We start from the raw sequence: 22,594 nt of genomic DNA on the forward strand, positions 1-22,594 counted from the left end.
GCCGCCGAGCGCCGCCACCAGCAGCGCCGAGTAAAGCAGGCCGCACGGCATCAGGGCCCAGGCAAGGCCCGCCGCCGCCACGCCGCCCGGCGCGCGCACCACCGGCCCGAGCCGGGCCCATGCCGACCGGCCGGCGCGCTCCACCCAGGCGGGCTGCCGCGCCTGCAGCGCCATGAGCACGCCCCAGGCCAGCATGGCCACGTGCAGCAGGGTCCACGCGGGGCGCAGCGCGGCGGATTGCTGGGTGAGCCAGGCGAGCCGGTCCATGGCCAGCGCGGCCGTGGCGCCGGCCAGCGCGTAGCCGGCCAGGCGCGCGAGGTGGAACCACGCCGCCCGCACGACACCCCCTCCCGGGCCGGCAATGCCGGCACGGGCTCCGGCAGCGCCCCCCGTCTGCGGGCCGGCCACCGGCGCCACGGCCATCCACTGCACGCGGCGCCCGTCCCGGCGTCCTGCGCCCGCGCCCGCGCCCGCGCCGCCGATGATCGCGCCGCAGGGTGCCGCGCACATCGCGAGGCAGTGGGGTCCGCCCGCCAGTCCCATGGCGAAGGCCGTCCAGATCAGGGCATCGGGCATGGTGCGGCTCGGCGGTGCTCGGTCGCTCGAAGGCGTGCGCGGCGGCTCAGATGATCCGCGAGAACCGGGCGCGCGTGCGGTCGGCCTGCAGGTAGCGGTCGAACACCATGGCGACGCCGCGCACGAAGAACCAGCCCATTTCGGTCACCGTGATGCCATCGTCGCCCAGCGTGACCAGGCCGTCCCCGGCCATGCCGCCCAGCACTTCCAGCTCGGCCGCGAAGTAGCGGCGGAAGTCGATCAGCCACGACTGCTCCATCGGCTCGAACAGCACTTCGCCCTGGCACATCAGCGCCATGATGACCGAGCGCCGCACGAGGTCGTCGCGCGTGAGCGCCAGGCCGCGCACCACCGGCAGGCGGCCCTGGTTGATCAGGTCGTAGTACTCGTCGAGCGTCTTGGCGTTCTGGCTGTAGGTGGCGCCCACGCGGCCGATCGCCGAGACGCCCAGCGCGATGAGGTCGCAGTCGGGCTGCGTGCTGTAGCCCTGGAAGTTGCGGTGCAGCCGTCCCTGGCGCTTGGCCACGGCCAGTGCGTCGTCCGGCAGCGCGAAATGGTCCATGCCCACGTACACGTAGCCCGCGTCCTGGAAGGCGTTGAGCGAGCGCGACAGCATCGAGACCTTGGCGGAGGCCATCGGCAGCTCGGCCGACACGATGCGCCGCTGCGGCTTGAAGCGCTCGGGCAGGTGGGCATAGGCATAGAGCGCGATGCGGTCGGGCCGCAGCTCTGCCACCTGGGCGAGCGTGCGGTCGAACGATTCGGGGGTCTGCCGGGGCAGGCCGTAGATCAGGTCCACGTTGATCGACTCGAAGCCGATCCGGCGCGCCTCCTGCACGAGCGCGAACACCTGCTCGGCGGGCTGCACGCGGTGCACGGCCTTCTGCACGGCCGGGTCGAAATCCTGCACACCGAAGCTCAGCCGGTTGAAGCCGAGCTGCGCGAGCCTGGCGAGCCGCTGCGCGTCCACCGTGCGCGGATCGACCTCGATCGAGTATTCGCCGCCGGGCACGAGCGTGAAGCTGCGCCGCAGCATGTTCATGAGTTCCTGCAGCCCGTCGTCGCTCAGGAAGGTGGGGCTGCCGCCGCCGATGTGCAGCTGGCTCACGGCCTGGCCCGGCGCGCAGTGGGCCATGTGCAGATCGATCTCGCGGCTCAGGTAGCGCAGGTAGACGTCGGCGCGCTCGGGATGGCGCGTGATGATCTTGTTGCACGCGCAGTAGTAGCACAGCGATTCGCAGAACGGGATGTGCACGTAGAGCGAGAGCGGCACGGCCTTGGCGGCCGAGCCGAGCCGGCGCTGCTGCAGGGCCAGCACGTACTCGTCCGGGCCGAAGGCCTCCACGAAGCGGTCGGCGGTCGGATAGGAGGTGTAGCGGGGCCCCGGCACGTCGAAGCGGCGCAGAAGCTCGGGAGTCACAGCGTTCATGGTGCGGAATTCCTTGTCGGTCCACAATGTGCACCAGGTGCCGCGCCCGCGTCCTTGACATCGGTCAAGCATTTGGAAGCGTGTCGCTGCCACAATTGACGCATCACAGTTGTATGCCACATTGACCGCGTGTCCACTCCGTACACGGCAGTCGTGCAGTGGCCGGAATGCCTCGAAGGGAAGGCCACTCATCCATGAATCCTCACACCATCAAGGTCGCCTGTTCGAACTGCAACCTGCGCGAACTCTGCATGCCGCTCGGCCTGAACGACCAGCAGCTGCAGCGCATCGACGACATCGTGGCCACGCGCCGCAAGGTCAAGCGCGGCGCCACGCTGTTCCGCAACGGCGAGGCCTTCACGTCGCTCTTCGCCATCCGCACGGGATTCTTCAAGACCTGCGTGGCCACCGAGGACGGGCGCGACCAGGTGACGGGCTTCCAGATGGCCGGCGAGATCATCGGGCTCGACGGCATCGTGAGCGACCACCACACCTGCGATGCCGTCGCGCTGGAGGACGCCGAGGTCTGCGTGATGCCTTTCGACCGCATCGAGGAGCTGTCGCGCGAGGTCACCGCGCTGCAGCACCACGTGCACAAGATCATGAGCCGCGAGATCGTGCGCGAGCACGGCGTGATGCTGCTGCTCGGCAGCATGCGCGCCGAGGAGCGCCTGGCCGCGTTCCTGCTCAACCTCGTGCAGCGCCTGCATGCGCGCGGCTTCTCGCAGTCCGAACTGGTGCTGCGCATGACGCGCGAGGAGATCGGCAGCTACCTGGGCCTCAAGCTGGAGACCGTGAGCCGCACGTTCTCGAAGTTCGTCGAGGAAGGCATCGTCGAGGTCAAGCAGCGGCACGTGCGCATCGTCGAGCCGGATGCGCTCAAGCGGATAGTCAACAGCCAGGCTTGCCACTGACATCCCCCTGAGGCGCCGGTGGCCGGGCGAAGCCCGCTCCACGGCGTCTGCCGGCATGGCCTGCTCCGCGGCCTTTTGGCGGGTGAGGCAATGCGTGTTCGACGACCGTGCTTTGTGCGCATCACTGCATGAACTTGCCGCATTCCAGCGGGCGCTCCCCCGTGGGCACGGGGCAGCGGTTGAGTTCGAACGGCGACATCGACAGCAGCGTGGTGAGCGCGCCCGAGAGCATGCACAGCGCCCAGAACACGAAGAACGCCACCGTGTAGACGCCCTCGCGCGAGAGGGCGAGGGGCTGGTCGGCCCAGTGCAGGGCGGCCGGGTCCACGAAGGCGAACACCACCATTTCGATCAGGCCGGCCACCAGGAAGGCGGGCCAGGCGATCCACATCAGGCGCTGGGCTTTCATCGCGATCTCCTCCTTTGCGTTGCATCTGCTGCTACCGGAAGCGGCGGCCCGCCGGGGCGAGGCCACTTCAGCGCGGCTGGTCCTGCTGCGGCGTGGCGGCGTGGTTGCGTGCCTTCATCGCCGGCTCCATGCCGGCACGCGCGCGTTCCCGCGCGAGCGTGCGGTTGATCTCGATGCCCTGGCGGTAGTAGTCCTCGGCCACCACCGGGTCGGGCTGGCGCACGGCGAGCCATGCGGTGGCCGTGCCGGCCACCACCACGATCGCGGGGCCCGCGATCACCATCCACACGTGGCCGAACTTCCACCAGGGTTGGGCTGCCGTGCCGGCCGCGCTGCCGCCGGCCGTCGCCGCTGCATGGGTTGCTGTCGTCATGATCTGGCTCCTTCTTCCTCGTCGCGCGCCCATCACACCATGCGGTCGCGGGGCACGCCAATACCGAATAACACCAATCCCCACCCTCTGCATGCCGCTCAGCGCGGCACGAGGAAGATGGACTTCTCGCGCACGTGGGCATGCGTGCCCAGTGCCTCGATGTCGAACGCCACCGGATGCGATCCCGGCGCGGCCGAGCCGTAGGGGATCTGCAGCCGCACGGCCACCCAGCGCGACTGCGCCGCGCCGATCTCCAGTTCGGCGTCGGACGCCACCACCAGCCCTTCCATGCCCGTGGCCGCGATGCGGTAGCGCTGGGGCGCCTCGGTCGCGTTCATGATCTGCAGGCTGTAGACGTTCTCCAGCCGCCCGCCCGCGACGATGCGCGAGAGCGCCGCGCGGTCGCGCACCACGTCCACCTTGAGCGGCGTGCGCAGCGCCAGGCTCGTGATCATGCCGGCGCTGAGCGCCACCAGCACGGCGGTGTAGATGAGCACGCGCGGCCGCAGCACGCGGCGCAGCATCTGCGACTGCGTCCAGCGGTTCGCCACGCCGTTCTGCGTGGAGTAGCGGATGAGCCCGCGCGGGTACTTCATCTTGTCCATCACGGTGTTGCACGCATCCACGCAGAGGCCGCAGCCGATGCATTCGTACTGCAGGCCGTTGCGGATGTCGATGCCCACCGGGCAGACCTGCACGCACAGAGTGCAGTCGATGCAGTCGCCCAGGCCCTTCGCGCGGTGGTCCACCGACTTGTTGCGCGGGCCGCGCGGCTCGCCGCGCGCGTCGTCGTAGGTGACGACGAGGGTGTCCTTGTCGAACATCGCGCTCTGGAAGCGCGCGTACGGGCACATGTACTTGCAGACCTGCTCGCGCAGGAAGCCAGCGTTGCCGTAGGTGGCGAAACCGTAGAACGCCACCCAGAAGAGCTGCCACGATCCCTGCAGCGCCATCACCTCTGCGCCCAGTTCGCGGATCGGCACGAAGTAGCCCACGAAGGTGAAGCCCGTCCATGCCGAGACGGCGATCCAGAGGAACTGCTTGAGCGCCTTCTTGCGGACCTTCTCGAAGGTCCAGGGTCCGTTGTCGAGCCGCAGGCGCGCGCTGCGGTCGCCCTCCACCTTGTGCTCGATCCACATGAACATCTCGGTGTACACCGTCTGCGGGCAGGCGAACCCGCACCAGAGCCGGCCCGCCACCGCGGTGAACAGGAAGAGCGAGAGCGCCGAGATGATGAGCAGGCCCGTCAGGTAGATGAAGTCCTGCGGGTAGAGCACCAGCCCGAACAGGTAGAAGCGCCGCGCGCCGAGGTCGAACAGCACCATCTGCCGCTCGCCCCACTGCAGCCACGGCAGACCGTAGAACACCAGCTGCGTGAAAGCGACCATGGCCCAGCGCCAGCGCGCGAACACGCCGGCGATGGACCGCGGGTAGATCTTCTTCTGGGCTTCGTAGAGGGAGACGACTTCGGCCTGTGCCGATCCGCCGTCCGCCGGAACGGGGGCGATCGGGATGACCTTGCGCGGCTGTCCGTCAGGGGGCTTCATGGGGTTCTGCTTTGCTTTGCCGGCCGGCGGTCTCGTGTCGTGGGAGCGGGTCGTTGCGCATCGCGCATCGGGGCCGAAAAGGGAGCGGCGCGCCGGCCGGCGGCGCTCCCCGTGCGGTCCCTTCGTTCAGCGGGCCGGAGCGGCCGCTGCGGTGTTCGCGCCCGGCCGGTTGGAGAGGCCCCACACGTAGGCGGTGAGCACGCCGATCTGCGCATCGGTGAGCTTGCCGGCCTGCGCGGGCATCTGGTTCGTCTTGCCGTGGTTGATCATGGCGGTGATGGCACCCTCGCCCCAGCCGTGCAGCCAGACATCGTCGGTCAGGTTGGGCGCGCCCAGCGCGGTGTTGCCCTTGCCGTCCATGCCGTGGCAGGCAGCGCACGCCGTGAACTTGGACTTGCCCAGCGAGGCGCGCAGCGAATCGTGCGGGCTGCCCGACAGGCTCAGCACGTAGTGCGCGAGGTTGCGCACGTCCTCGGGCGAGCCGACGGCCGCGGCCATGGGCGGCATCATGCCGATGCGGCCCTTCTCGATCGTCTCGCGGATGTTGGCGGGCGCGCCGCCATGCAGCCAGTCGCCGTCGGCCAGGTTCGGGAAGCCCTTGCTGCCGCGCGCATCGGAGCCGTGGCACTGCGAGCAGTTGTTCATGAACAGGCGCTCGCCGATCGCCATCGCCTCGGGGCTGGCGGCAGCCTGCTCGGTCGACATCGCCGCGAAGCGGGCATACAGCGGCTCCAGCTCGGCCTTCGCCTTGGCCATCTCGTTCTCGTACTCGCCGCGCTGCGACCAGCCCAGCTGGCCGGTGAAGCGGCCGAGGCCGGGATAGGCGGCCAGGTAGCCCAGGCCGAACACGATGGTGATGACGAACAGCCACATCCACCAGCGCGGCATCGGGTTGTCCATCTCGGTGAGGTCGCCGTCCCAGACGTGGCCCGTGGTGTTGTCCGCACGCGGCTCGACCTTCTTGCGCGAGGTGATCCACAGCAGGATGAGGCAGCCGGCGATGCCGCCGAGGGTCAGCGCGACGACGTACACCGACCAGAAATTGTGGGTGAAGTCACTCATGGTTCTTCTCGTTCTTCAAAGAATTCAGGGGAGCGTCCTGCTCGGCGAACGGCAGCTGCGCGGCCTCCTCGAAACGGGACCGGTTGCCGCGCGAGAACGCCCAGACCAGGATCCCGAGGAAGAGCGCGAACGAAACCAGCGTCGCGATGATGCGCACCGTGGTGATGTCCATGGCGGCCTCCCGTTACTTGAGCGCGCGGCCCATGACCTGCAGGTAGGCCACCAGCACGTCCAGCTCGGTCTTGCCCTTGACCTCTTCGGCCGCGCCGGCGATCTGCTCGTCGGTGTAGGGCACGCCGGCCACGCGCAGCGCCTTCATGCGGGGCGCGGCGACGGACGGGTCCACCGCGGTCTTCTCCAGCCAGGAATAGGCCGGCATGTTGGACTCGGGCACCACGTCGCGCGGGTTGTTCAGGTGGATGCGGTGCCACTCGTCGCTGTACTTGCCGCCCACGCGGTGCAGGTCCGGGCCCGTGCGCTTGCTGCCCCACTGGAAGGGGTGGTCGTACACGAACTCGCCCGCCACCGAGTAATGGCCGTAGCGCAGCGTCTCGGCGCGGAAGGGGCGGATCATCTGCGAGTGGCAGTTGTAGCAGCCCTCGCGCAGGTAGATGTCGCGGCCCAGCAGCTGCGTGGCGGTGTAGGGCTGCACGCCCTCGACCGGCTCGGTGGTCGACTTCTGGAAGAACAGCGGCACGATCTCCGCCAGGCCGCCGATGGCCACCACCAGCACGATCAGCACGATCATGAGGAAGTTGTTGGTCTCGATCTTCTCGTGGGAGAAACCGGCTTTTGTCGTTGTGTTGTCGGACATGAAAGCGCTCCAGGGGTTCAGGCGTGGGCGGGTGCCACGGCCGGGATCTGCACCTTGACCGAGCGGCCGGCCATGGCGGTCTTCCATACGTTCCAGGCCATCACCACCATGCCCGCGAGGTAGAGCAGGCCGCCGGCGAAGCGGATGACGTAGAAGGGATAGGTGGCCTTGACGCTCTCGACGAAGGTGTAGGTGAGCGTGCCGTCGGCATTCACCGCGCGCCACATCAGGCCCTGCATGACGCCGGCGATCCACATGGCGGCGATGTAGAGCACGATGCCGATGGTGGCCATCCAGAAGTGCAGCTCGATCGCCTTGATGGAGTGCATCTTCTCGCGGCCGAACAGGCGCGGCACGAGGTAGTACAGCGAGCCCATGGTGATCAGGCCGACCCAGCCGAGCGCGCCGGCGTGCACGTGGCCGACGGTCCAGTCGGTGTAGTGGCTCAGGGCGTTCACCGTCTTGATGGACATCATCGGGCCCTCGAACGTGGCCATGCCGTAGAACGACAGCGACACGATCAGGAAGCGCAGGATGGGGTCGTCGCGCAGCTTGTGCCAGGCGCCCGACAGGGTCATGATCCCGTTGATCATCCCGCCCCAGCTGGGGGCCAGCAGGATCAGCGAGAACACCATGCCCACGGACTGCGTCCAGTCGGGCAGCGCGGTGTAGTGCAGGTGGTGGGGGCCGGCCCACATGTAGGTGAAGATCAGCGCCCAGAAGTGCACGATCGACAGGCGGTAGCTGTACACCGGGCGGCCGGCCTGCTTGGGGATGAAGTAGTACATCATTCCCAGGAACCCGGCGGTGAGGAAGAAGCCCACGGCGTTGTGGCCGTACCACCACTGCACCATCGCGTCCTGCACGCCGGCATAGGCCGAGTAGCTCTTCATCCAGCCCGCTGGCACTTCCGCGCTGTTGACCACGTGCAGCAGAGCCACCGCGAGGATGAAGCCGCCGAAGAACCAGTTGGCCACGTAGATGTGGCGCACGCGGCGCTTGCCCACGGTGCCGAAGAACACGATCGCGTACGACACCCACACGAGCGTGATCAGGATGTCGATGGGCCATTCGAGCTCGGCGTATTCCTTGCCCGTGGTGTAGCCCAGCGGCAGGCTGATGGCCGCGGCCACGATCACCGCCTGCCAGCCCCAGAAGGTGAACGAGGCGAGCCGGCCCGCGAACAGGCGCACCTGCCCCGTGCGCTGCACGACGTAGTAGCTGGTGGCGAACAGCGCGCAGCCGCCGAACGCGAAGATCACCGCGTTGGTGTGCAGCGGACGCAGGCGGCCGTAGCTGAGCCACGGAACGCCGAAGTTGAGTTCAGGCCAGGCGAGCTGGGCGGCGATGAGCACGCCGACCAGCATGCCGACCACCCCCCACACGACGGCCATGATTGAAAACTGCCGCACGACCGTGTCGTTGTAGTGCGCGGCGTTCGAGACAGAAGAATCCATCGGGCACCTCTTTGGTTTGCTTACAAATTCTGACGAGAGGGAGGCAGGGAGCATTTGACGAGCATCAATCGTCCCGAAGAATGCGTTCGCCTTCCTGCTCGACGTTCTCGAACTGGCCGCGGTCGATGGCCCACCAGAGGCCCACGAGGATCAGCAGCACGAGCACGACGGACAGCGGAATGAGCAGGTAGAGGATGTCCATCACACGGCTCCCTGCGCGAGCGCTGCGCCGGCCTGCGGCACGGCCGCGCCCGGTGCGGTGGCCGGGGTGTCCGGCCCGTTGCCCTCCCCGCGCCCGCTGCGTGCGAGGCGCGCCGCATTGGCCACCACCAGCAGCGAGCTGAGCGCCATGCCCAGGCCCGCGAGCCAGGCCGGCATCCAGCCCGCCACCGCGAGCGGCACGCACAGCGCGTTGTAGGCCGCGGCCCAGGCGAGGTTCTGCCGCACCACGCGCAGCGTGCGCCGCGCGAGCCGCACGCTGCGCTCGACCATCGCGAGCCGGTCGCCCATCACCACGAAGTCCGAGCGCGAGCGCGCGAGCGGCACGGAGCGGCCGAAGGCGAACGACACGTGCGCGCCAGCGAGCACCGGCCCGTCGTTGAGCCCGTCGCCCACCATCGCCACGCGGTGCCCCGCGGCCTGCAGCGCGCGCATGCGGTCGAGCTTGTCCTGCGGCGAACAGTCGCCCCGCGCCACCGCGATGCCCGCGCTCGCGGCCACGCGCGCCACGGCATCGGCCCGGTCGCCGGAAAGCAACTCGACCGCGATGCCGGCACCGCGCAGGCGGGCGATCACGCCGGCCGCATCGGCGCGCAGGTCTTCACGCCAGTCGAAGCGCGCGATCTCGGCGGGCCAGGCTGCGTGCGGCGTGCCGTCCGCGTCGACCACCGCAGCCGTGCCTTCCGGCAGCGGCTCCGCGCACAACGCCATCTGCTGCACTGATTCAGGCTCGCTCTCCGCCGCCCGGCCGAGCCGCAGCAACGCGGGCGCGAGCCGGCCTTCGCCATCGTCCACGCGCGCGACGAGGCCCTGCCCCGCCACCTCGCGCACGTCGCTCACTTTCCAGCGCGCAGCGGCGCCCTCGCCGTGCGGCCCGGCCGCTTCCACCAGCGCGCGCGACAGCGGATGCAGCGAGTGCCGCGCCAGCGCCGCCGCCAGCCCCAGCGCATCGGCCGGCGCGAAGCCCGGCGCCGGGTGCACGCCGGCGATGCGGATGCCGTCCTGCGTGAGCGTGCCGGTCTTGTCGAACACGACCGTGTCCACGGCCGCCAGGGCCTCCAGGCCCTGCAGATTGCGCACCAGCACGCCCTGCCGCGCGAGCGCTCCGGCCGCCGTGAGCATCGCCACCGGCGTGGCCAGCGACAGCGCGCACGGGCAGGTGACGATGAGCACCGCCACCGCGACCATCAGCGCATGCTCCGGGTCCGTGGGCCACCACCAGGCGGCGGCCAGGCCGGCGGCCAGCAGCACGCCCAGCAGGAACGGCCGCGCGATGCGGTCGGCCAGCTGCGCGAGCCGCGGCTTCTGCGCGGAGGCGGCCTCCATCAGCGCGACGATCTCCGCGAACCGCGTGTCGCCGCCGACGCGCTCGATGCGCACCTCCACGGGCGCGCGCAGGTTGTAGCTGCCGGCCGCCACGGCCGAGCCTTCGCCGCGCGGCAGCGGCGTCGATTCGCCCGTGAGCAGGGCCTCGTCCACCTGCGTGCTGCCGCGCGCGATGCGGCCATCGGCCGGAAAAGCCTCACCCGGCAGCACGCGCACCACATCGCCCGCCGCCAGCCGGCGCACGGCCACGCGCGTGAACGTGCCGTCGGCGCCGCGCCGCCCGATGCTGTCGGGCAGGCGGTTCATCACCGCCTCCAGCGCACCCGCCGTGCGGTCGCGCAGACGCATCTCCAGCCAGCGGCCCGTGAGCAGGAAGAACACGAACATGGTGAGCGAGTCGTAATAGACCTCGCGCCCGAAAACGCCCGCCGGATCGAAGGTGCCGGCCGTGCTGACGGCGAAGGTGATGCCCATGCCCAGCGCCACGGGCAGGTCCATGCTCACGCGGCGCAGCCGCAGGTCGCGCAGCGCGCTCGCGAAGAACGGGCCGCACGAGAAGATCATCATCGGCAGCGTGATGACCCACGAGGCCCAGCGCAGCAGCCGTTCCATCTCGGCCGTGAGATCGCCCGGCTGCGCGACGTACGCGGGCCATGCGTACATCATCACCTGCATCATGCAGAAGCCCGCCACCAGCCAGCGCCACAGGGCGCGGCGGCCCTCGCGCCGGCGCTGCTCGCGCGCGAAGGCGTCCAAGGCCGGCAGGGCCGGGTAGCCGGCGCGCGCCACGGCGGCCATCCATCCGGACGGGCGCACCTGCCCCGCATCCCACACCACGCGCGCGCGGTGCGTGGCCGCGCTCACCTCGGCCTGCTGCACGCCAGGCACGGCGCGCAGCGCATCCTCCACGGTGAGCGCGCAGGCCGCGCAGTGCATGCCGCCGAGCACCACGTGCGATTCCCACACGCCCTGCTGCGCCGCGCCGGGCGGTGCGCCATCGGGCGTGCCGCCCGGCACGGGGAGCGGCCGGCCGAAGGCGGACCATTCCTGCGGATCGTCGAGCAGCGCGGCGGCGGAATCGGCCGCGGCCGGCGGCACGGAAGGATCGGAAATCATGGCCGGGAGGCTAGGCCCCATGGCGCCGGTCCACGTTGACCCATGTCAAGACACGCGCAACCTTCCCGCCCTACTCTGCAGGTATGCGCCAAGGCCGTACCGGCCGCGCCATCTCCCCATTTCTTCCAGGAGAACGAAGATGTCCTACCGCCGCATCCTCATCGCCACCGACGGCTCCGACCTGTCCGGCAAAGCCGTCGACCACGGGCTGTCGCTGGCCCGGATCTCTGGCGGCCGCGTGGTCGCGCTCAAGGTCGTGCCGCGCTACCCGCGCAGCTACTTCGAGGGCGGCTCGCCGGTGGATGCCGCCGAGGCGCGGCGCATCGAGAGCCAGTGGGCCGCCGGCGCCCAGGCACTGCTGGACGGCATCCGGCAGCTGGGCGATGCGCAGGGCGTGAAGGTCAAGCCCGTGGTGGCCAAGTCGGACCTCGTCGCCGAGGCGATCATCGCCGCGGCCGCCAAGCACGACTGCGACCTGATCGTGATGGCCTCGCACGGCCGCAAGGGCGTCAAGCGCCTGCTGCTGGGCAGCGAGACCCAGCACGTGCTCACGCACTCCACGGTGCCCGTGCTCGTGCTGCGCTGAAGCCGCGCCGCCGTGCGGGTGGCTCAGTGGCTGCCCAGATACAGCTGCGCCATGCGCTGGTCTTCCAGCAGCTCCTGTGCGGGGCCGTGCAGCACGCAGCGGCCCTGGTCCAGGATGTAGCCCTGCTGGCTGATGGCCAGCGCCTGCCGCGCGCGCTGCTCGACCATCAGCACGGCCACGCCGGCGGCGGGCAGTTTCTGCACCATGTCGAACACCTTGCCGACCAGCGACGGCGCGAGCGCTGCCGTGGGCTCGTCCAGCACCATGATGCGCGGCGACGGCATCAGCGCACGGGCGAAGGCCAATTGCTGTCGCTCGCCGCCCGAGAGGTTGCTGGCCGGCTGCGGCAGCCGCTCCACCAGGGCGGGGAAATCGGCCAGCACTTCTTCCATGCGCTGCCGGAGGTGCTTCACGCCGCGCACCACCTGCAGGTTCTCGCGCACGGTGAGCGAGGGAAACACGTTCGCCACCTGCGGCACGTAGGCGAGGCCGGCGTCGAACCGGTCCTCCGCCGACAGGCGCGTGATGTCGCGGCCATCGAGGTGGATGCTGCCCGCCACGCGCGGCAGCAGGCCCAGCAGCGCCTTCACCAGCGTGGACTTGCCCGCGCCGTTGGTGCCGGCGATGGTCACGATCTGCCCCGGCGCCACGGCCAGGTCGATGCCGTGGATGATGTCCACCTCCGAATAGCCGCCGCGCAGCTGCCCGATCCGCAGCAGGCTCTCGCCGTGGGTCTCGTTGTTCATGGCCGCTGCGCTCATACCACCCCTCCCATGTAGGCTTCCTGCACGCGCGGGTCGTCCAGCACCGTGTGCGGATCGCCCTCGGCCAGGATGCGGCCCCGGTCCATCACGATCATGCGGTGCGACAGCGCCTTGAGCGCCTGCAGATGGTGCTCGATGACGATGAAGGCGATGCCGCGGCCCTGCAGCGCGCGCACGCGTTCGCAGATCTCGTCGATCAGCACCGGGTTCACGCCCGCGAAGGGCTCGTCCAGCAGGATGCAGCGCGGGTCCAGCATGAGCACGCGGCCCAGCTCCACCAGTTTCTTCTGCCCGCCCGAGAGGCCGCCGGCCGGCACGTCGCGCACGCGCGCCAGGTTCAGGAACGCGAGGATGCCGTCGGCCTTGGCCGCCAGCTGCTCCTCGTGTTCGCGCAGGCCGCGCGTCTGGAAGAAGGCGTTCAGCAGCCGCTCGCCCTGCGGGTTGGCGGCCGCGGCCATCAGGTTCTCGTGCACCGTCAGGCTCTTGAATTCGCGCGGGATCTGGAAGGTGCGCACCAGCCCCAGCCGCGCCCGCCGGTAGGGCGGCATGCGGGTGATGTCCTGCCCCGCGAACGCGATGCGCCCGGCGTTGGCCGGCTGCTGGCCCGCGATCGCGGCGAACAGCGTGCTCTTGCCCGCGCCGTTGGTGCCGGCGATGCCCAGGATCTCCCGATCGGCCAATTGCAGCGAGACACCGTCCACCGCCTTGAAGCCACCGAACAGCCGCGTCACGGCCTCCACTTGCAGCATGCTCATTTCGACGGGCCTCCGAACAGGCCGTTCGGCCGGTAGAGCGTCACCAGGATCAGCGCCAGCCCCACGGCGGCCAGACGCAGGCTGGCCATGCCGACCTCCGACACGCCGGGCACCCAGTCCTTGGCGAAGCGCGAGCCTTCCAGGAACACCATCAGCAGCAGCGAGCCGAACATGGCACCGCGCACCGTGCCCGAACCGCCCATGACCAGCCCCATCCACACGTAGAAGGTGATCAGCGGGATGAACTGCTCGGGCGTGATGAAGGTGATGAAGTGCGCGTAGAAGGCACCCGCCACGCCGGCCAGCGCCGCGCCCAGCATGAACACCTGCACCTTGAAGCGCGCCGGGTCCTTGCCGAGCGCGGAAAGCGCGGCCTCGTCGTCGCCGATGGCCTTCAGCAGCCGGCCGAAGGGGCTGCGCGTGAGGCGCACCGTGCCCCAGCACACCAGGCCCACGATGAAGGCCAGCACCGCGAAGATCGCCGTGTCGGACACGCCCGGGCCCCATGCCGCGAACAGCTTGGGCAGGCCCGGCAGGCCCTGCACGCCGTGGGTGAGCCAGCTCTCCTGCTGGATCGTGATGCGCACCGCCTCGGAAAACCCGAGCGTGACGATGGCGAGGTAATCGTCGCGCAGCCGCAGCGACAGCAGCCCGATCGGCAGCGCGAGCAGCCCCGAGAGCACGCCCGCCGCGATGAAGCATGCCGGCAGCGGCAGCCCCTGGAGCGACAGCAGGCCCGAGGTGTAGGCGCCGACGGCGAAGAACGCCACCACGCCGAAGTTGACCAGCCGCGTCAGCCCGAACTGCAGGTTCAGGCCGAGCGCCAGCAGGCAGTAGATGAGGGCCACGATGCCGATGGCACAGAGATAGGCAAGCATGTTGTTCTTCGCTCCTTTCAGCGCACCAGTTGCACGCGGCCCATGATCCCCGCGGGGCGCAGCAGCAGCACCAGCGCCAGCACGACGAACGACAGCACGAGCTTGTACGACGGCCCCAGCAGCGGCACCGACAGCTCCTGCACCACGCATAGCACCAGCGCGCCCAGCACCGCGCCCACCGGGCTGCCGATGCCGCCGAGCACCATGGCGGCGAACGCGGGAATCAGGCTCTCCCAGCCCATCTCGGGCGTGACGATGGCCTTCATGCCCAGCAGCACGCCGCCGATGGACGAGAGCGCGCCCACCAGCAGCCACAGGCACAGCATCAGCCCGCCGGCACGGATGCCGCTGGCCCGCGCCAGGTCGGCGCTGTCGGCCACGGCGCGCAGCTGGCGGCCGAAGCTGGTGCGGTAGATCAGCACGAACACCACCGCCAGGCACGCGGCGGCGATGGCCGCGATCAGCAGGTCGGTCGGCAGGATGCGGATGCCGCCGAAGTTCCAGGCGCGCACCAGCGGCATCTCGAACGTGCGCTGGTCGTGCCCCGCGAAGAACGAGATCAGGCTGCGCAGCAGGAAGCCCAGCCCGATCGCCGCGAGCATGGAGGCCACCATCGGCCGTCCCGCCAGCTTGCGGAAGATGAGCTGGTAGGAGCCCGCCGAGACCACCGCCGTGACCGCCACGCTGGCGATGGCCGCCAGCCACAGCGGCACGCCGCCCAGCAGTTGCACCGCCACCGCGGCGTAGGCGCCGGTGGTCATCAGGTCGCCCGTGGCGGCGTTGGGAAAGCGGTTCACGCCCATCACCAGGGTCATGGCCAGCGCCGGCAGGGCCACCACCAGGCCCTCGATCAAGCCGTTGATCAGGAGGTTCGCGAAGTCGATCCAGGTCATTGCGTCATCTCGTGCATCGTCCCTGGCGGGTGCCGTGGGCGCCCCGCCATTGCCTTTCGGAAGCAGTAAAAAAGATCACACCGAGATGGACACCACGTCGCGGCGCACCAGCTGGCCCTTCTCGATCACGTACACGCCGAAGTCCGGCGTCGCATCGCCGAACTTGTCGAAGTCGAGCTTGCTGGAGGCGCCTTCGTAGTTCACCTTGGCTTTCCTGGCCAGCTGCGCCTTGCCTTCCGCGAAGGTGTGGACGGCGGTGCCCGGCGCGTTGGAGACGTCGCGGATCTTCGCGTTGACCTGCTCCACCGTGGCCTTGGCGCCCGCGGCTTCCATCGCCAGCGCCAGCGAAATCACCATGTCGTAGGCCATGGCGGCGTAGATGTTGGTGGCGGCGGACTTGCCGGTGGCCTTGGTGAAGGCCGCGTCGAAGTTCGCGAACGACGGGCTCTTTTCGTTGGAGACCGTGTCCACCGAGATGATGCCCTCGCACACCTCGGGGCCCAGGGCCTTCACCAGGTCGGGGTTGGCCGCCCAGCCCGGGATGACCCATTTGTTCTCGGCGCCGGACTGGAACCACTCGCGCAGGATGATGGTGGTATCCGGCAGGTACGAGCCCATCACGATCACGTCGGGCTTGGCCGCCAGGATCTTCTGCAGCTCGCTGCGGTAGCTGGGGCGGCTGGGTTCGTAGGTGACGTGGGCCGCCACCTTGCCGCCGCGCTTCTCCCACACGCGCGTGAAGCCTTCCACGTTGCCCAGGCCCGAGGCGTTGTTGAACGCCATCGTGGCCGGCCGCTTGAAGCCGCGCTTGGCGCAGATCTCGGCGAAGGCCGCGCCGAAGCGGTCGTTGGTCGCCTGGAAGCGCCAGACCAGGTCCTTGGTGTCGAGCGTGGAGATGGCCGGCGCGCCCGAGACGTTCATCTCGATGATGCCGGCCGCCTCGGTGAGCGGCAGCACGGCCAGCGACACGCCCGAGGCCCAGGTGCCCAGCACCGCCTGCACCCTGTTCACCTCGATGAGCTTCTTGGCGGCGAGCACGGCGGCGTCGGGCTTGGTCTGCGAATCCTCGGTGAAGAGTTCCAGCTTGCGCCCCCCCGCGCCGCCGGCGGCATTCACTTCGTCCACCGCCAGGCGGATCGCCTGCTGCATGCCCGGGCCGTAGGGGCTGCCCGCGCCCGTGATCGGCGTGAGCGAGCCGATGCGGAACACATCGCCCTGCTGGCTGAAGCCGAGGGAGGGAAGGCACTGCAGGACGGCCGCGGCGCCGCCGAGCTTCATGAGGTTTCTACGTTGCATGGTGTGTCTCCGGTCTGGATGCGGGTTGGAAGTCAGAGTGTGTTCTTGACGAAGGCGCCGTCCTTGACGATCGCGCGGATGCGCTCGCCCTGGCCCAGCAGGCAGGCGATGTCGGCGAGTGGGTCGCCGTCCACCAGCAGCAGGTCGGCGATGGCGCCCGGGGTGATCTCCCCGAGCTGGCCCTGCTGGCCCAGGATCTCGGCGCCCACCAGCGTGGCCTGCTGCAGCACCGGGCCGTTGCCCAGCACCTCGGCGCGCAGGCGCAGCTCGTCGGACTGCAGGTAGTGCGTCTCGGCCAGCAGGTCGCTGCCCAGGCCCATCTTCACGCCGGCCCTGGCCAGGATCTCGATCGCCTGCCTGCCCTGCCCGCGCACCGCGTCGATCTTGGCGATGGATACCGCCGGCAGGCCGTAGCGCTCGCCCTCGTTCGCGAGGCCTTCGTAGGTGATGAGCGTGGGCACCATGAACGCGCCCATCTCCGCCATCAGGTCGGCGGTGGCCGCATCGACCAGGTTGCCGTGCTCGATGGTGCGCACGCCGCAGCGCACGGCGCGGGCGATGGCGCGCGGCGTGTAGGCATGGGCCATCACGTAGGTGCTGGCGTTGGAGGCCTCCTCGACGATGGCGCGCAGTTCGGCCTCGGAGTAGCCGAGGTTGCCGATCGGGTCGTTGGGCGAGGCCACGCCGCCCGAGGCCATGACCTTGATCTGCGTGGCGCCCTTCAGGATCTCCTCGCGCACCGCGAGACGGCAGGCATCGACGCCGTCGACCACGCGGCCGATGTTGCCCAGCTTGTACGCGCACGAGCACACGTCCAAGTCGTCGCTTCGCTGGCGGAAGTCCGCATGGCCGCCCGTCTGCGACAGCGCCTTGCCCGAAGGGAAGATGCGCGGGCCCTGCACCAGGCCCGTGCGCACCGCTTCGGCGAGCGACCAGTCCGCCCCGCCCGCATCGCGCACCGTGGTGAAGCCGCGATCGAGCATGCCGCGCATGATCGGCAGCGAACGCAGCATGGTGAACACGTTCGGCATCTTCGCCACCGTGCCCAGGTTGAACGAGGACGCCACCACGTGCACGTGGCAGTCGATCAGGCCGGGCATGAGCGTCATGCCGCGGGCATCGATCTTCTGCGTGCCCTCCGGCGGCTGCAATTGCTCGCCCACCGCGGCGATGCGGCCGTCCGTCACCAGGACCGAGACGCCGGAGCGCAGCGTGAGCGCGTGCACGTCCAGGACGCGGCTGTTTTCGATCAGCAGGGAAGTCATGAAGGATGTCGTTGGATAGAAGGGATCGGCTTCGCAATTACTCATGGCGCCGCGGGTCGCGGCCGGAGCCGCAGGCGGTGCCGCACCCCGCTGGTGCGAGGGCGGCTGCGTCGGGCGCACGGGAGTCACACGGGTGTCACGGACGCATTTATCGGGCCAGAGCCACCCGGCTGCAACGCCTAAAATCTCACTGTCCCATGAGCAGTACTCATACGCCCTATGCGCCGCCTCTGCCCGACCATTTCCGAACTGAACGCTTTCCACTCCGCGGCAAAGCACCAGGCGTTCACCATGGCCGCGCGCGAGCTGTGCGTGACGCAGAGCGCCATCAGCCGCCACATCGCATCGCTGGAGGACTACCTCGGACAGAAGCTGTTCATCCGCAAGGCGGGCGGGCTGGAGCTGACGGATGCGGGCGCCACGTATCTCAACGCCACGCGGCCCGCGATGGCGGCGCTGGAGTCGGCGACGGCGCAGCTCATGTCGTACGGCGGCAGCGGCGGCGCGCTCAATTTCTCGGTGCCGCCCACGTTCGCGGCGCAGTGGCTGTTCCCGCGGCTGGGCCACTTCAAGCGCACCCTGCCCCAGGTGGCGCTCAACTTCGTGCGCTACCAGCATGCGCACGATTTCGCGGTGCCGCATGAATTCGACGCGGCCATCCAGTACGGCTACGGCAACTGGCCGAGCGCCAATGCCCGCTACCTGATCGGCAAGGAGACCAGCATCGTCTGCAGTCCGCAATTGCGCGACACGCTGCGCCTGCGCACCCCGCAGGATCTGCAGCACGCCACGCTGCTGCAGCACATCGAGGTGCCGCTCGCCTGGCACGACTGGATGGAGGCGCACCAGTGCGACACCGCCGGCAGCCGCTTCGGGCCGGGCTTCAACCTCTACTCGCTCATCATCCGCGCCGCGGTGTCCGGCTTCGGCGTGGGCATCGTGCCCACCTGCCTCGTGGAAGACGAACTGCAGGCCGGCTCACTGGTGGAGCCCCTGCGGCGCCGGTTCGAGAGCCCGCTGGGCTACTACCTGTGCGCGCCCACGGCCCGCACCAACCTGTCGGTCTACAAGCTCGTGGCCGCGTGGCTGGAGCACTGCTGCAGCCACGGCACGGCCGCGGGAGCGCCGGCGGCCGAATGCATCTTCTGCACGGAGGATGCACCGAAGGCCGCCTGACGCCTGCCGGCGCGCGCCAGCTCAGCCGAACAACCCCTTGTACTGCTCGCGCAGCAGGTTCTTCTGCACCTTGCCCATGGTGTTGCGCGGCAGCTCGGCGGCGATGAAGCAGCGCTTGGGGACCTTGAAGTTGGCCAACTGGCCCTTGAGCTGCGCGACGATCGCGTCGCCGTCGAGCTGCGCGCCCGGCTTCGGGGTCACCACCGCCACGCCCACCTCGCCGAAGTCGGGATGCGGCACGCCCACCAGCGCGCTTTCGGCCACGCCGGGCATCTCGTTGATGTATCCCTCGATCTCCGCCGGGTAGACGTTGTAGCCGCCGCTGATGATCAGGTCCTTGCTGCGGCCGACGATGCTGACGTAGCCGCGGTCGTCCACGCGGCCCACGTCCCCGGTCTTGAACCAGCGCCCGCCGTGCGCATCGGTGGCGAATTCCTCCTGCGTCTTCTCGGGCATGCGCCAGTAGCCCGCGAACACGTTCGGGCCCTGCACCTGGATGTTGCCGATCTCGCCCGTGGGCAGCGGCTGGCCGGCGTCGTCCACCACGCGCAGGCCCACGCCCGGCAGCGGGAAGCCCACCGTGCCGCCGCGGCGCTCGTCCTGCCCGCCGTGGCGCGCATCGGCCGCATACGGGTTGCTGGTGAGCATGATGGTCTCGCTCATGCCGTAGCGCTCCAGGATGGTGTGGCCGGTGCGTTCCTGCCATTCCTTGAAGGTCTCGATCAACAGGGGCGCCGAGCCGGCGATGAAGAGGCGCATGTTCCGCGCGGCATCGCGCGTCAGGCCGGGCTCGGCCAGCAGGCGCACGTAGAGCGTGGGCACGCCCATGAAGACGGTGGCGCGCGGCATGGCGGCGAGCACGGCCTTGGGGTCGAACTTCGCGAGCCAGACCATCTTGCTGCCGTTGATCAGCGCGCCGTGGATGGCCACGAACAGGCCGTGCACGTGGAAGATGGGCAGCGCGTGGATCAGCACGTCGCCACGGCCTTCAGGCCCTCCGGTAGCCGTCCACCCCCAGTAGTCCTTGAGCGTCTCGGCGTTGGACTGCAGGTTGCCGTGCGTGAGCATCGCGCCCTTGCTGCGGCCCGTGGTGCCGCTCGTATAGAGGATCGCGGCGAGGTCGCCCGCCGAGCGGGCCGCGGGCGTGTGCTCGTCGCCCTGGTGCGCGGCGCGCTCCAGCAGGCTGCCGTTGCGGTCCTCGCCCAGCGTGAACACGTGCTGCGTGCCGGCGGTGAAGGCGATCTTCGACACCCAGCCGAAATTCGCCGGCGTGCACACCACCACGGCGGGTTCGGCATTGCCGATGAAGTATTCGATCTCGCCGCTCTGGTAGGCCGTGTTCAGCGGCAGGAACACGTAGCCCGCGCGCAGCGTGGCGAGGTAGAGGATCATGGCCTCGACCGACTTCTCGACCTGCACGGCCACGCGGCTGCCTTCGGGTAGCGCGAGCGACGCGAGCAGGTTGGCCATGCGGGCGCTGGCGCGGTCCAGGTCGCGCCAGCTGTAGTGCAGCGGCGTGCCGTCGGGGGCCGTGGCCTCGACGGCGGTGGCATCGAGGTCCGCGGGGAACGCAGAGCGCAGGGTGCTGTAGAGATTCTGTGATCCAGCGGCCGTTGCAGGATTCGGCGTGGGAACGGGCGATGCGAGCGGTTGAAACGACATGGTGGGGCGGATGGTTGCGGAAGACAGAAAGAAAGAAAAAAGAAAGAAAAAGAGGAAACGTGGAACGTGGAAGGAGGGTGAGCAGGAAGGCGTGGCCGGTGCGTGCCTCAGAACCGCGGCGCCCTCTTCTCCAGGAAGGCCGCGATGCCTTCCCGGTGCTCGGCACCGGCCGCATAGGCATAAGGATCGGGTGCGGCCTGCATGCCGTCGCCGTTTCCGGGCTGCCGGCACGCGCGCAGCGTCCGCTTGTTGAGCCGTGCCGCCTGGGGCGCCAGCGCGACGATGCGCTCCGCGCCCGCCCAGGCGTGCGCGTCCAGCGCGCCATCCGCCACCACGGCCGCAAGGAACCCCTGCGCAGCCAGGGGCTCGGCGCCGAACGTGGCCGCCTCCAGCAGCATGCGGCGAGCCAGCGCATCGCCCACGGCCTGCGCGACCAGCGCAGCCTCCCGCGGCGCCATCGGGAACCCGAGCCGGGCGATGGGCGCACCAAAGCGCGCGGACTCCGCGGCGAACCGCACATCGCAGCAAGCCGCGATCTCCACGCCCGCACCCATGCAGGCACCACGGATCGCGGCCACGATCGGCACGTCGCACTCCAGCATCGCCGACAGCCCGCCCCACACGTCGCCTTCATGGAAATCGCGCAGGCTGTCCGGGTTGAACCGGAACGACGGGTATTCGGAAATGTCGCCGCCCGCGCAGAAGGCTTCGCCCTCCCCTTCGATCAGCACGGCGCGCGCATCCGCCCGGGCCTGGATGGCCTCGAACACCTCGCGCAACTCCCGCCACATCGCCCGCGACATGGCATTGAGCCGCCCCGGATTCCGCAGCGTGACACGCACGATGCCCCGCCAGTCCTGAGCCGCGCCCTCCGGCCACACCACTCCGATCTCACCCGCCATTCATATCCCCTCGTTCTGCAAAGACCACTGCCACCCTCCCAGGCCACTCCGCCCAGCGGCGCACGGACCACCACGGCGCCGCTCGTCCGATGGCCGCGGAGCAGGCCCATGCGAGCAGACGCCGTACCTCAGGGGAGGCTCACTCCAGCTTCGCCCCCGAGGCCTTCACCACCTGGGCCCAGCGCTTCACCTCCGCGCCCACCATCGTGCCGAACTGCGCCTGCGTGAGGCCGCCGTAGTCGGCGCCGTTCTTCGCCCACACGGCCTTGATGTCGTCGGCCGTGCCGATGCGGCGCACCTCCTCCACGATGCGCGCCTGCAGGTCCGCCGGCGTGCCCTTCGGCGCCCAGAGGCCGTACCACGTGGTCACCGTGTAGTCGGGCAGTCCCACCTCGGCCGCGCAGGGCACGTCCGGGAACGCCGGGTTGCGCTGCTTGCCCGACACCATCAGCGCGCGGATGCGCCCGCCCTTGATGTGCGCGGCGGACGACCCCAGGCCGTCGAACATCATGTCCACGTTGCCGCCGATCAGGTCCTGCAGCGCGGGCCCCGCGCCCCGGTACGGGATGTGCGTGATGAAGGTGTTGGACTGCAGCTTGAAGAGCTCGCCGGCCAGGTGGTGGGAGGTGCCCGATCCCGCCGAGGCGTAGTTGAGCTTGGCCGGATTGCGCCGCACGTGGTCGAGGAACGCCGGGAACGCGGTGAACGGCACGTTGCGCGGGTTCACCACCAGCACCTGCGGCACATTGGCGAGCAGTGCGAGCGGGATGAAGTCCTTCTCGATGTCGTAGTCGAGGCGCGGGTACATCGACGGCGCGATCACGTGGTGCGTGCCGCCCATGAAGAGCGTGTAGCCGTCGGGCACGGCCTTGGCCGCGTAGCTCGCGCCCACCGTGCCGCCCGCGCCGCCGCGGTTGTCGATGACCAGCGTCTTGCCGGTGGATTTGGCGAACTGCGCGGCGAGCGGCCGGGCGAACGCATCGGTGCCCCCGCCGGCCGGGAACGGCACCACCAGCGTCACCGGCTTGGCCGGCCACGGGTCGTTCGCGAAGGCACGCCCCGCCGCGAGCGCGAGGCCCGTGGCGGCGGCGCCGCGCAATACGGCACGGCGGTGCAACGCCGCATCGGGCGCCTGGGAAGGAATCACTGGCATCGGTCTTGTCTCCTGTCGTCGT

General features: G+C 69.7%; 23 protein-coding genes. 3 read left to right on the forward strand and 20 right to left on the reverse strand.

Annotated features, from left to right (window positions below):
• Together Q9R47_RS17360 and hemN are read right to left on the reverse strand one after the other, a co-directional pair.
• Window positions 1-576, reverse strand: a 576-nt coding sequence (locus tag Q9R47_RS17360) for a sulfite exporter TauE/SafE family protein (protein WP_311234437.1), incomplete at its 3' end; no start/stop codon positions are given.
• A gap of 46 nt (window positions 577-622) precedes the next feature.
• Window positions 623-2,005 carry an oxygen-independent coproporphyrinogen III oxidase gene (gene hemN / locus Q9R47_RS17365; RefSeq protein WP_311234438.1) on the reverse strand — a complete coding sequence of 461 codons (1,383 nt, stop codon included), beginning with the start codon at window positions 2,003-2,005 and terminating at the stop codon, window positions 623-625.
• A gap of 194 nt (window positions 2,006-2,199) precedes the next feature.
• Between hemN and fnr the strand changes: the two genes are divergently transcribed.
• Window positions 2,200-2,919, forward strand: coding sequence for a fumarate/nitrate reduction transcriptional regulator Fnr (gene fnr, locus Q9R47_RS17370; protein ID WP_311234439.1), 720 nt, complete (start codon window positions 2,200-2,202; stop codon window positions 2,917-2,919).
• A 121-nt stretch (window positions 2,920-3,040) separates the two neighbouring features.
• Here fnr and Q9R47_RS17375 read toward each other — a convergent pair whose 3' ends face one another.
• The 9 genes from Q9R47_RS17375 to Q9R47_RS17415 all read right to left on the reverse strand — a co-directional run bounded on the left by Q9R47_RS17375 (window position 3,041) and on the right by Q9R47_RS17415 (window position 11,242).
• Window positions 3,041-3,328: a hypothetical protein gene (locus Q9R47_RS17375; RefSeq protein ID WP_311234440.1), complete on the reverse strand. Its 288-nt coding sequence runs from the start codon at window positions 3,326-3,328 to the stop codon at window positions 3,041-3,043.
• A 67-nt stretch (window positions 3,329-3,395) separates the two neighbouring features.
• Window positions 3,396-3,701, reverse strand: coding sequence for a FixH family protein (locus Q9R47_RS17380; RefSeq protein ID WP_311234441.1), 306 nt, complete (start codon window positions 3,699-3,701; stop codon window positions 3,396-3,398).
• 98 nt (window positions 3,702-3,799) lie between these two features.
• A complete protein-coding gene (gene ccoG / locus Q9R47_RS17385) occupies window positions 3,800-5,248 on the reverse strand; it encodes a cytochrome c oxidase accessory protein CcoG (RefSeq protein ID WP_311234442.1) in 1,449 nt (482 codons plus the stop codon).
• 126 nt (window positions 5,249-5,374) lie between these two features.
• Window positions 5,375-6,310, reverse strand: a complete 936-nt coding sequence (gene ccoP / locus Q9R47_RS17390; protein WP_311234443.1) for a cytochrome-c oxidase, cbb3-type subunit III — start codon at window positions 6,308-6,310, stop codon at window positions 5,375-5,377.
• On the reverse strand, window positions 6,303-6,482 hold the full coding sequence (locus Q9R47_RS17395; protein ID WP_160018305.1) for a cbb3-type cytochrome c oxidase subunit 3: 180 nt from the start codon (window positions 6,480-6,482) through the stop codon (window positions 6,303-6,305). Before Q9R47_RS17395 ends, ccoP begins: the two co-directional genes overlap by 8 nt.
• 12 nt (window positions 6,483-6,494) lie before the next feature.
• Entirely contained in the window at window positions 6,495-7,124 is a 630-nt protein-coding gene (gene ccoO, locus Q9R47_RS17400) for a cytochrome-c oxidase, cbb3-type subunit II (RefSeq protein WP_311234444.1), read from the reverse strand.
• 17 nt (window positions 7,125-7,141) lie between these two features.
• Entirely contained in the window at window positions 7,142-8,581 is a 1,440-nt protein-coding gene (ccoN, locus tag Q9R47_RS17405; RefSeq protein ID WP_311234445.1) for a cytochrome-c oxidase, cbb3-type subunit I, read from the reverse strand.
• 64 nt (window positions 8,582-8,645) lie between these two features.
• A complete protein-coding gene (ccoS, locus tag Q9R47_RS17410) occupies window positions 8,646-8,783 on the reverse strand; it encodes a cbb3-type cytochrome oxidase assembly protein CcoS (protein WP_092954315.1) in 138 nt (45 codons plus the stop codon).
• Window positions 8,783-11,242 carry a cation-translocating P-type ATPase gene (locus Q9R47_RS17415; protein ID WP_311234446.1) on the reverse strand — a complete coding sequence of 820 codons (2,460 nt, stop codon included), beginning with the start codon at window positions 11,240-11,242 and terminating at the stop codon, window positions 8,783-8,785. Before Q9R47_RS17415 ends, ccoS begins: the two co-directional genes overlap by 1 nt.
• Before the next feature lie 139 nt (window positions 11,243-11,381).
• Here Q9R47_RS17415 and Q9R47_RS17420 point away from each other — a divergent pair, with 139 nt between their 5' ends.
• Entirely contained in the window at window positions 11,382-11,828 is a 447-nt protein-coding gene (locus tag Q9R47_RS17420; RefSeq protein ID WP_160012649.1) for a universal stress protein, read from the forward strand.
• Between the two features lie 23 nt (window positions 11,829-11,851).
• Here Q9R47_RS17420 and Q9R47_RS17425 read toward each other — a convergent pair whose 3' ends face one another.
• From Q9R47_RS17425 to Q9R47_RS17450, 6 genes are all read right to left on the reverse strand, one after another.
• A complete protein-coding gene (locus tag Q9R47_RS17425; protein ID WP_311234447.1) occupies window positions 11,852-12,574 on the reverse strand; it encodes an ABC transporter ATP-binding protein in 723 nt (240 codons plus the stop codon).
• A gap of 11 nt (window positions 12,575-12,585) precedes the next feature.
• On the reverse strand, window positions 12,586-13,347 hold the full coding sequence (locus Q9R47_RS17430) for an ABC transporter ATP-binding protein (protein ID WP_311234448.1): 762 nt from the start codon (window positions 13,345-13,347) through the stop codon (window positions 12,586-12,588).
• On the reverse strand, window positions 13,344-14,225 hold the full coding sequence (locus Q9R47_RS17435; protein WP_311234449.1) for a branched-chain amino acid ABC transporter permease: 882 nt from the start codon (window positions 14,223-14,225) through the stop codon (window positions 13,344-13,346). The genes Q9R47_RS17430 and Q9R47_RS17435 overlap by 4 nt, the downstream gene beginning before the upstream one ends.
• Before the next feature lie 17 nt (window positions 14,226-14,242).
• Complete coding sequence (locus Q9R47_RS17440) at window positions 14,243-15,118, reverse strand: branched-chain amino acid ABC transporter permease (protein WP_311234450.1); 876 nt, start codon at window positions 15,116-15,118, stop codon at window positions 14,243-14,245.
• A 75-nt stretch (window positions 15,119-15,193) separates the two neighbouring features.
• Entirely contained in the window at window positions 15,194-16,414 is a 1,221-nt protein-coding gene (locus tag Q9R47_RS17445) for an ABC transporter substrate-binding protein (protein WP_311234451.1), read from the reverse strand.
• Window positions 16,415-16,446: 32 nt separating this feature from the next.
• On the reverse strand, window positions 16,447-17,679 hold the full coding sequence (locus Q9R47_RS17450; protein WP_311234452.1) for an amidohydrolase family protein: 1,233 nt from the start codon (window positions 17,677-17,679) through the stop codon (window positions 16,447-16,449).
• A 219-nt stretch (window positions 17,680-17,898) separates the two neighbouring features.
• Between Q9R47_RS17450 and Q9R47_RS17455 the strand changes: the two genes are divergently transcribed.
• Window positions 17,899-18,855: a LysR substrate-binding domain-containing protein gene (locus tag Q9R47_RS17455; RefSeq protein ID WP_311234453.1), complete on the forward strand. Its 957-nt coding sequence runs from the start codon at window positions 17,899-17,901 to the stop codon at window positions 18,853-18,855.
• A 21-nt stretch (window positions 18,856-18,876) separates the two neighbouring features.
• Here the strand turns inward: Q9R47_RS17455 and Q9R47_RS17460 are convergent, their stop codons facing one another.
• The 3 genes from Q9R47_RS17460 to Q9R47_RS17470 all read right to left on the reverse strand — a co-directional run bounded on the left by Q9R47_RS17460 (window position 18,877) and on the right by Q9R47_RS17470 (window position 22,572).
• A complete protein-coding gene (locus Q9R47_RS17460; protein ID WP_311234454.1) occupies window positions 18,877-20,517 on the reverse strand; it encodes a malonyl-CoA synthase in 1,641 nt (546 codons plus the stop codon).
• A 107-nt stretch (window positions 20,518-20,624) separates the two neighbouring features.
• Window positions 20,625-21,419, reverse strand: a complete 795-nt coding sequence (locus Q9R47_RS17465) for an enoyl-CoA hydratase/isomerase family protein (protein WP_311234455.1) — start codon at window positions 21,417-21,419, stop codon at window positions 20,625-20,627.
• 139 nt (window positions 21,420-21,558) lie between these two features.
• Complete coding sequence (locus Q9R47_RS17470; protein WP_311234456.1) at window positions 21,559-22,572, reverse strand: tripartite tricarboxylate transporter substrate binding protein; 1,014 nt, start codon at window positions 22,570-22,572, stop codon at window positions 21,559-21,561.
• Window positions 22,573-22,594: the final 22 nt, after the last annotated feature.

This window comes from Acidovorax sp. PRC11 (assembly GCF_031844105.1).
Lineage (GTDB): Bacteria > Pseudomonadota > Gammaproteobacteria > Burkholderiales > Burkholderiaceae_C > Paracidovorax.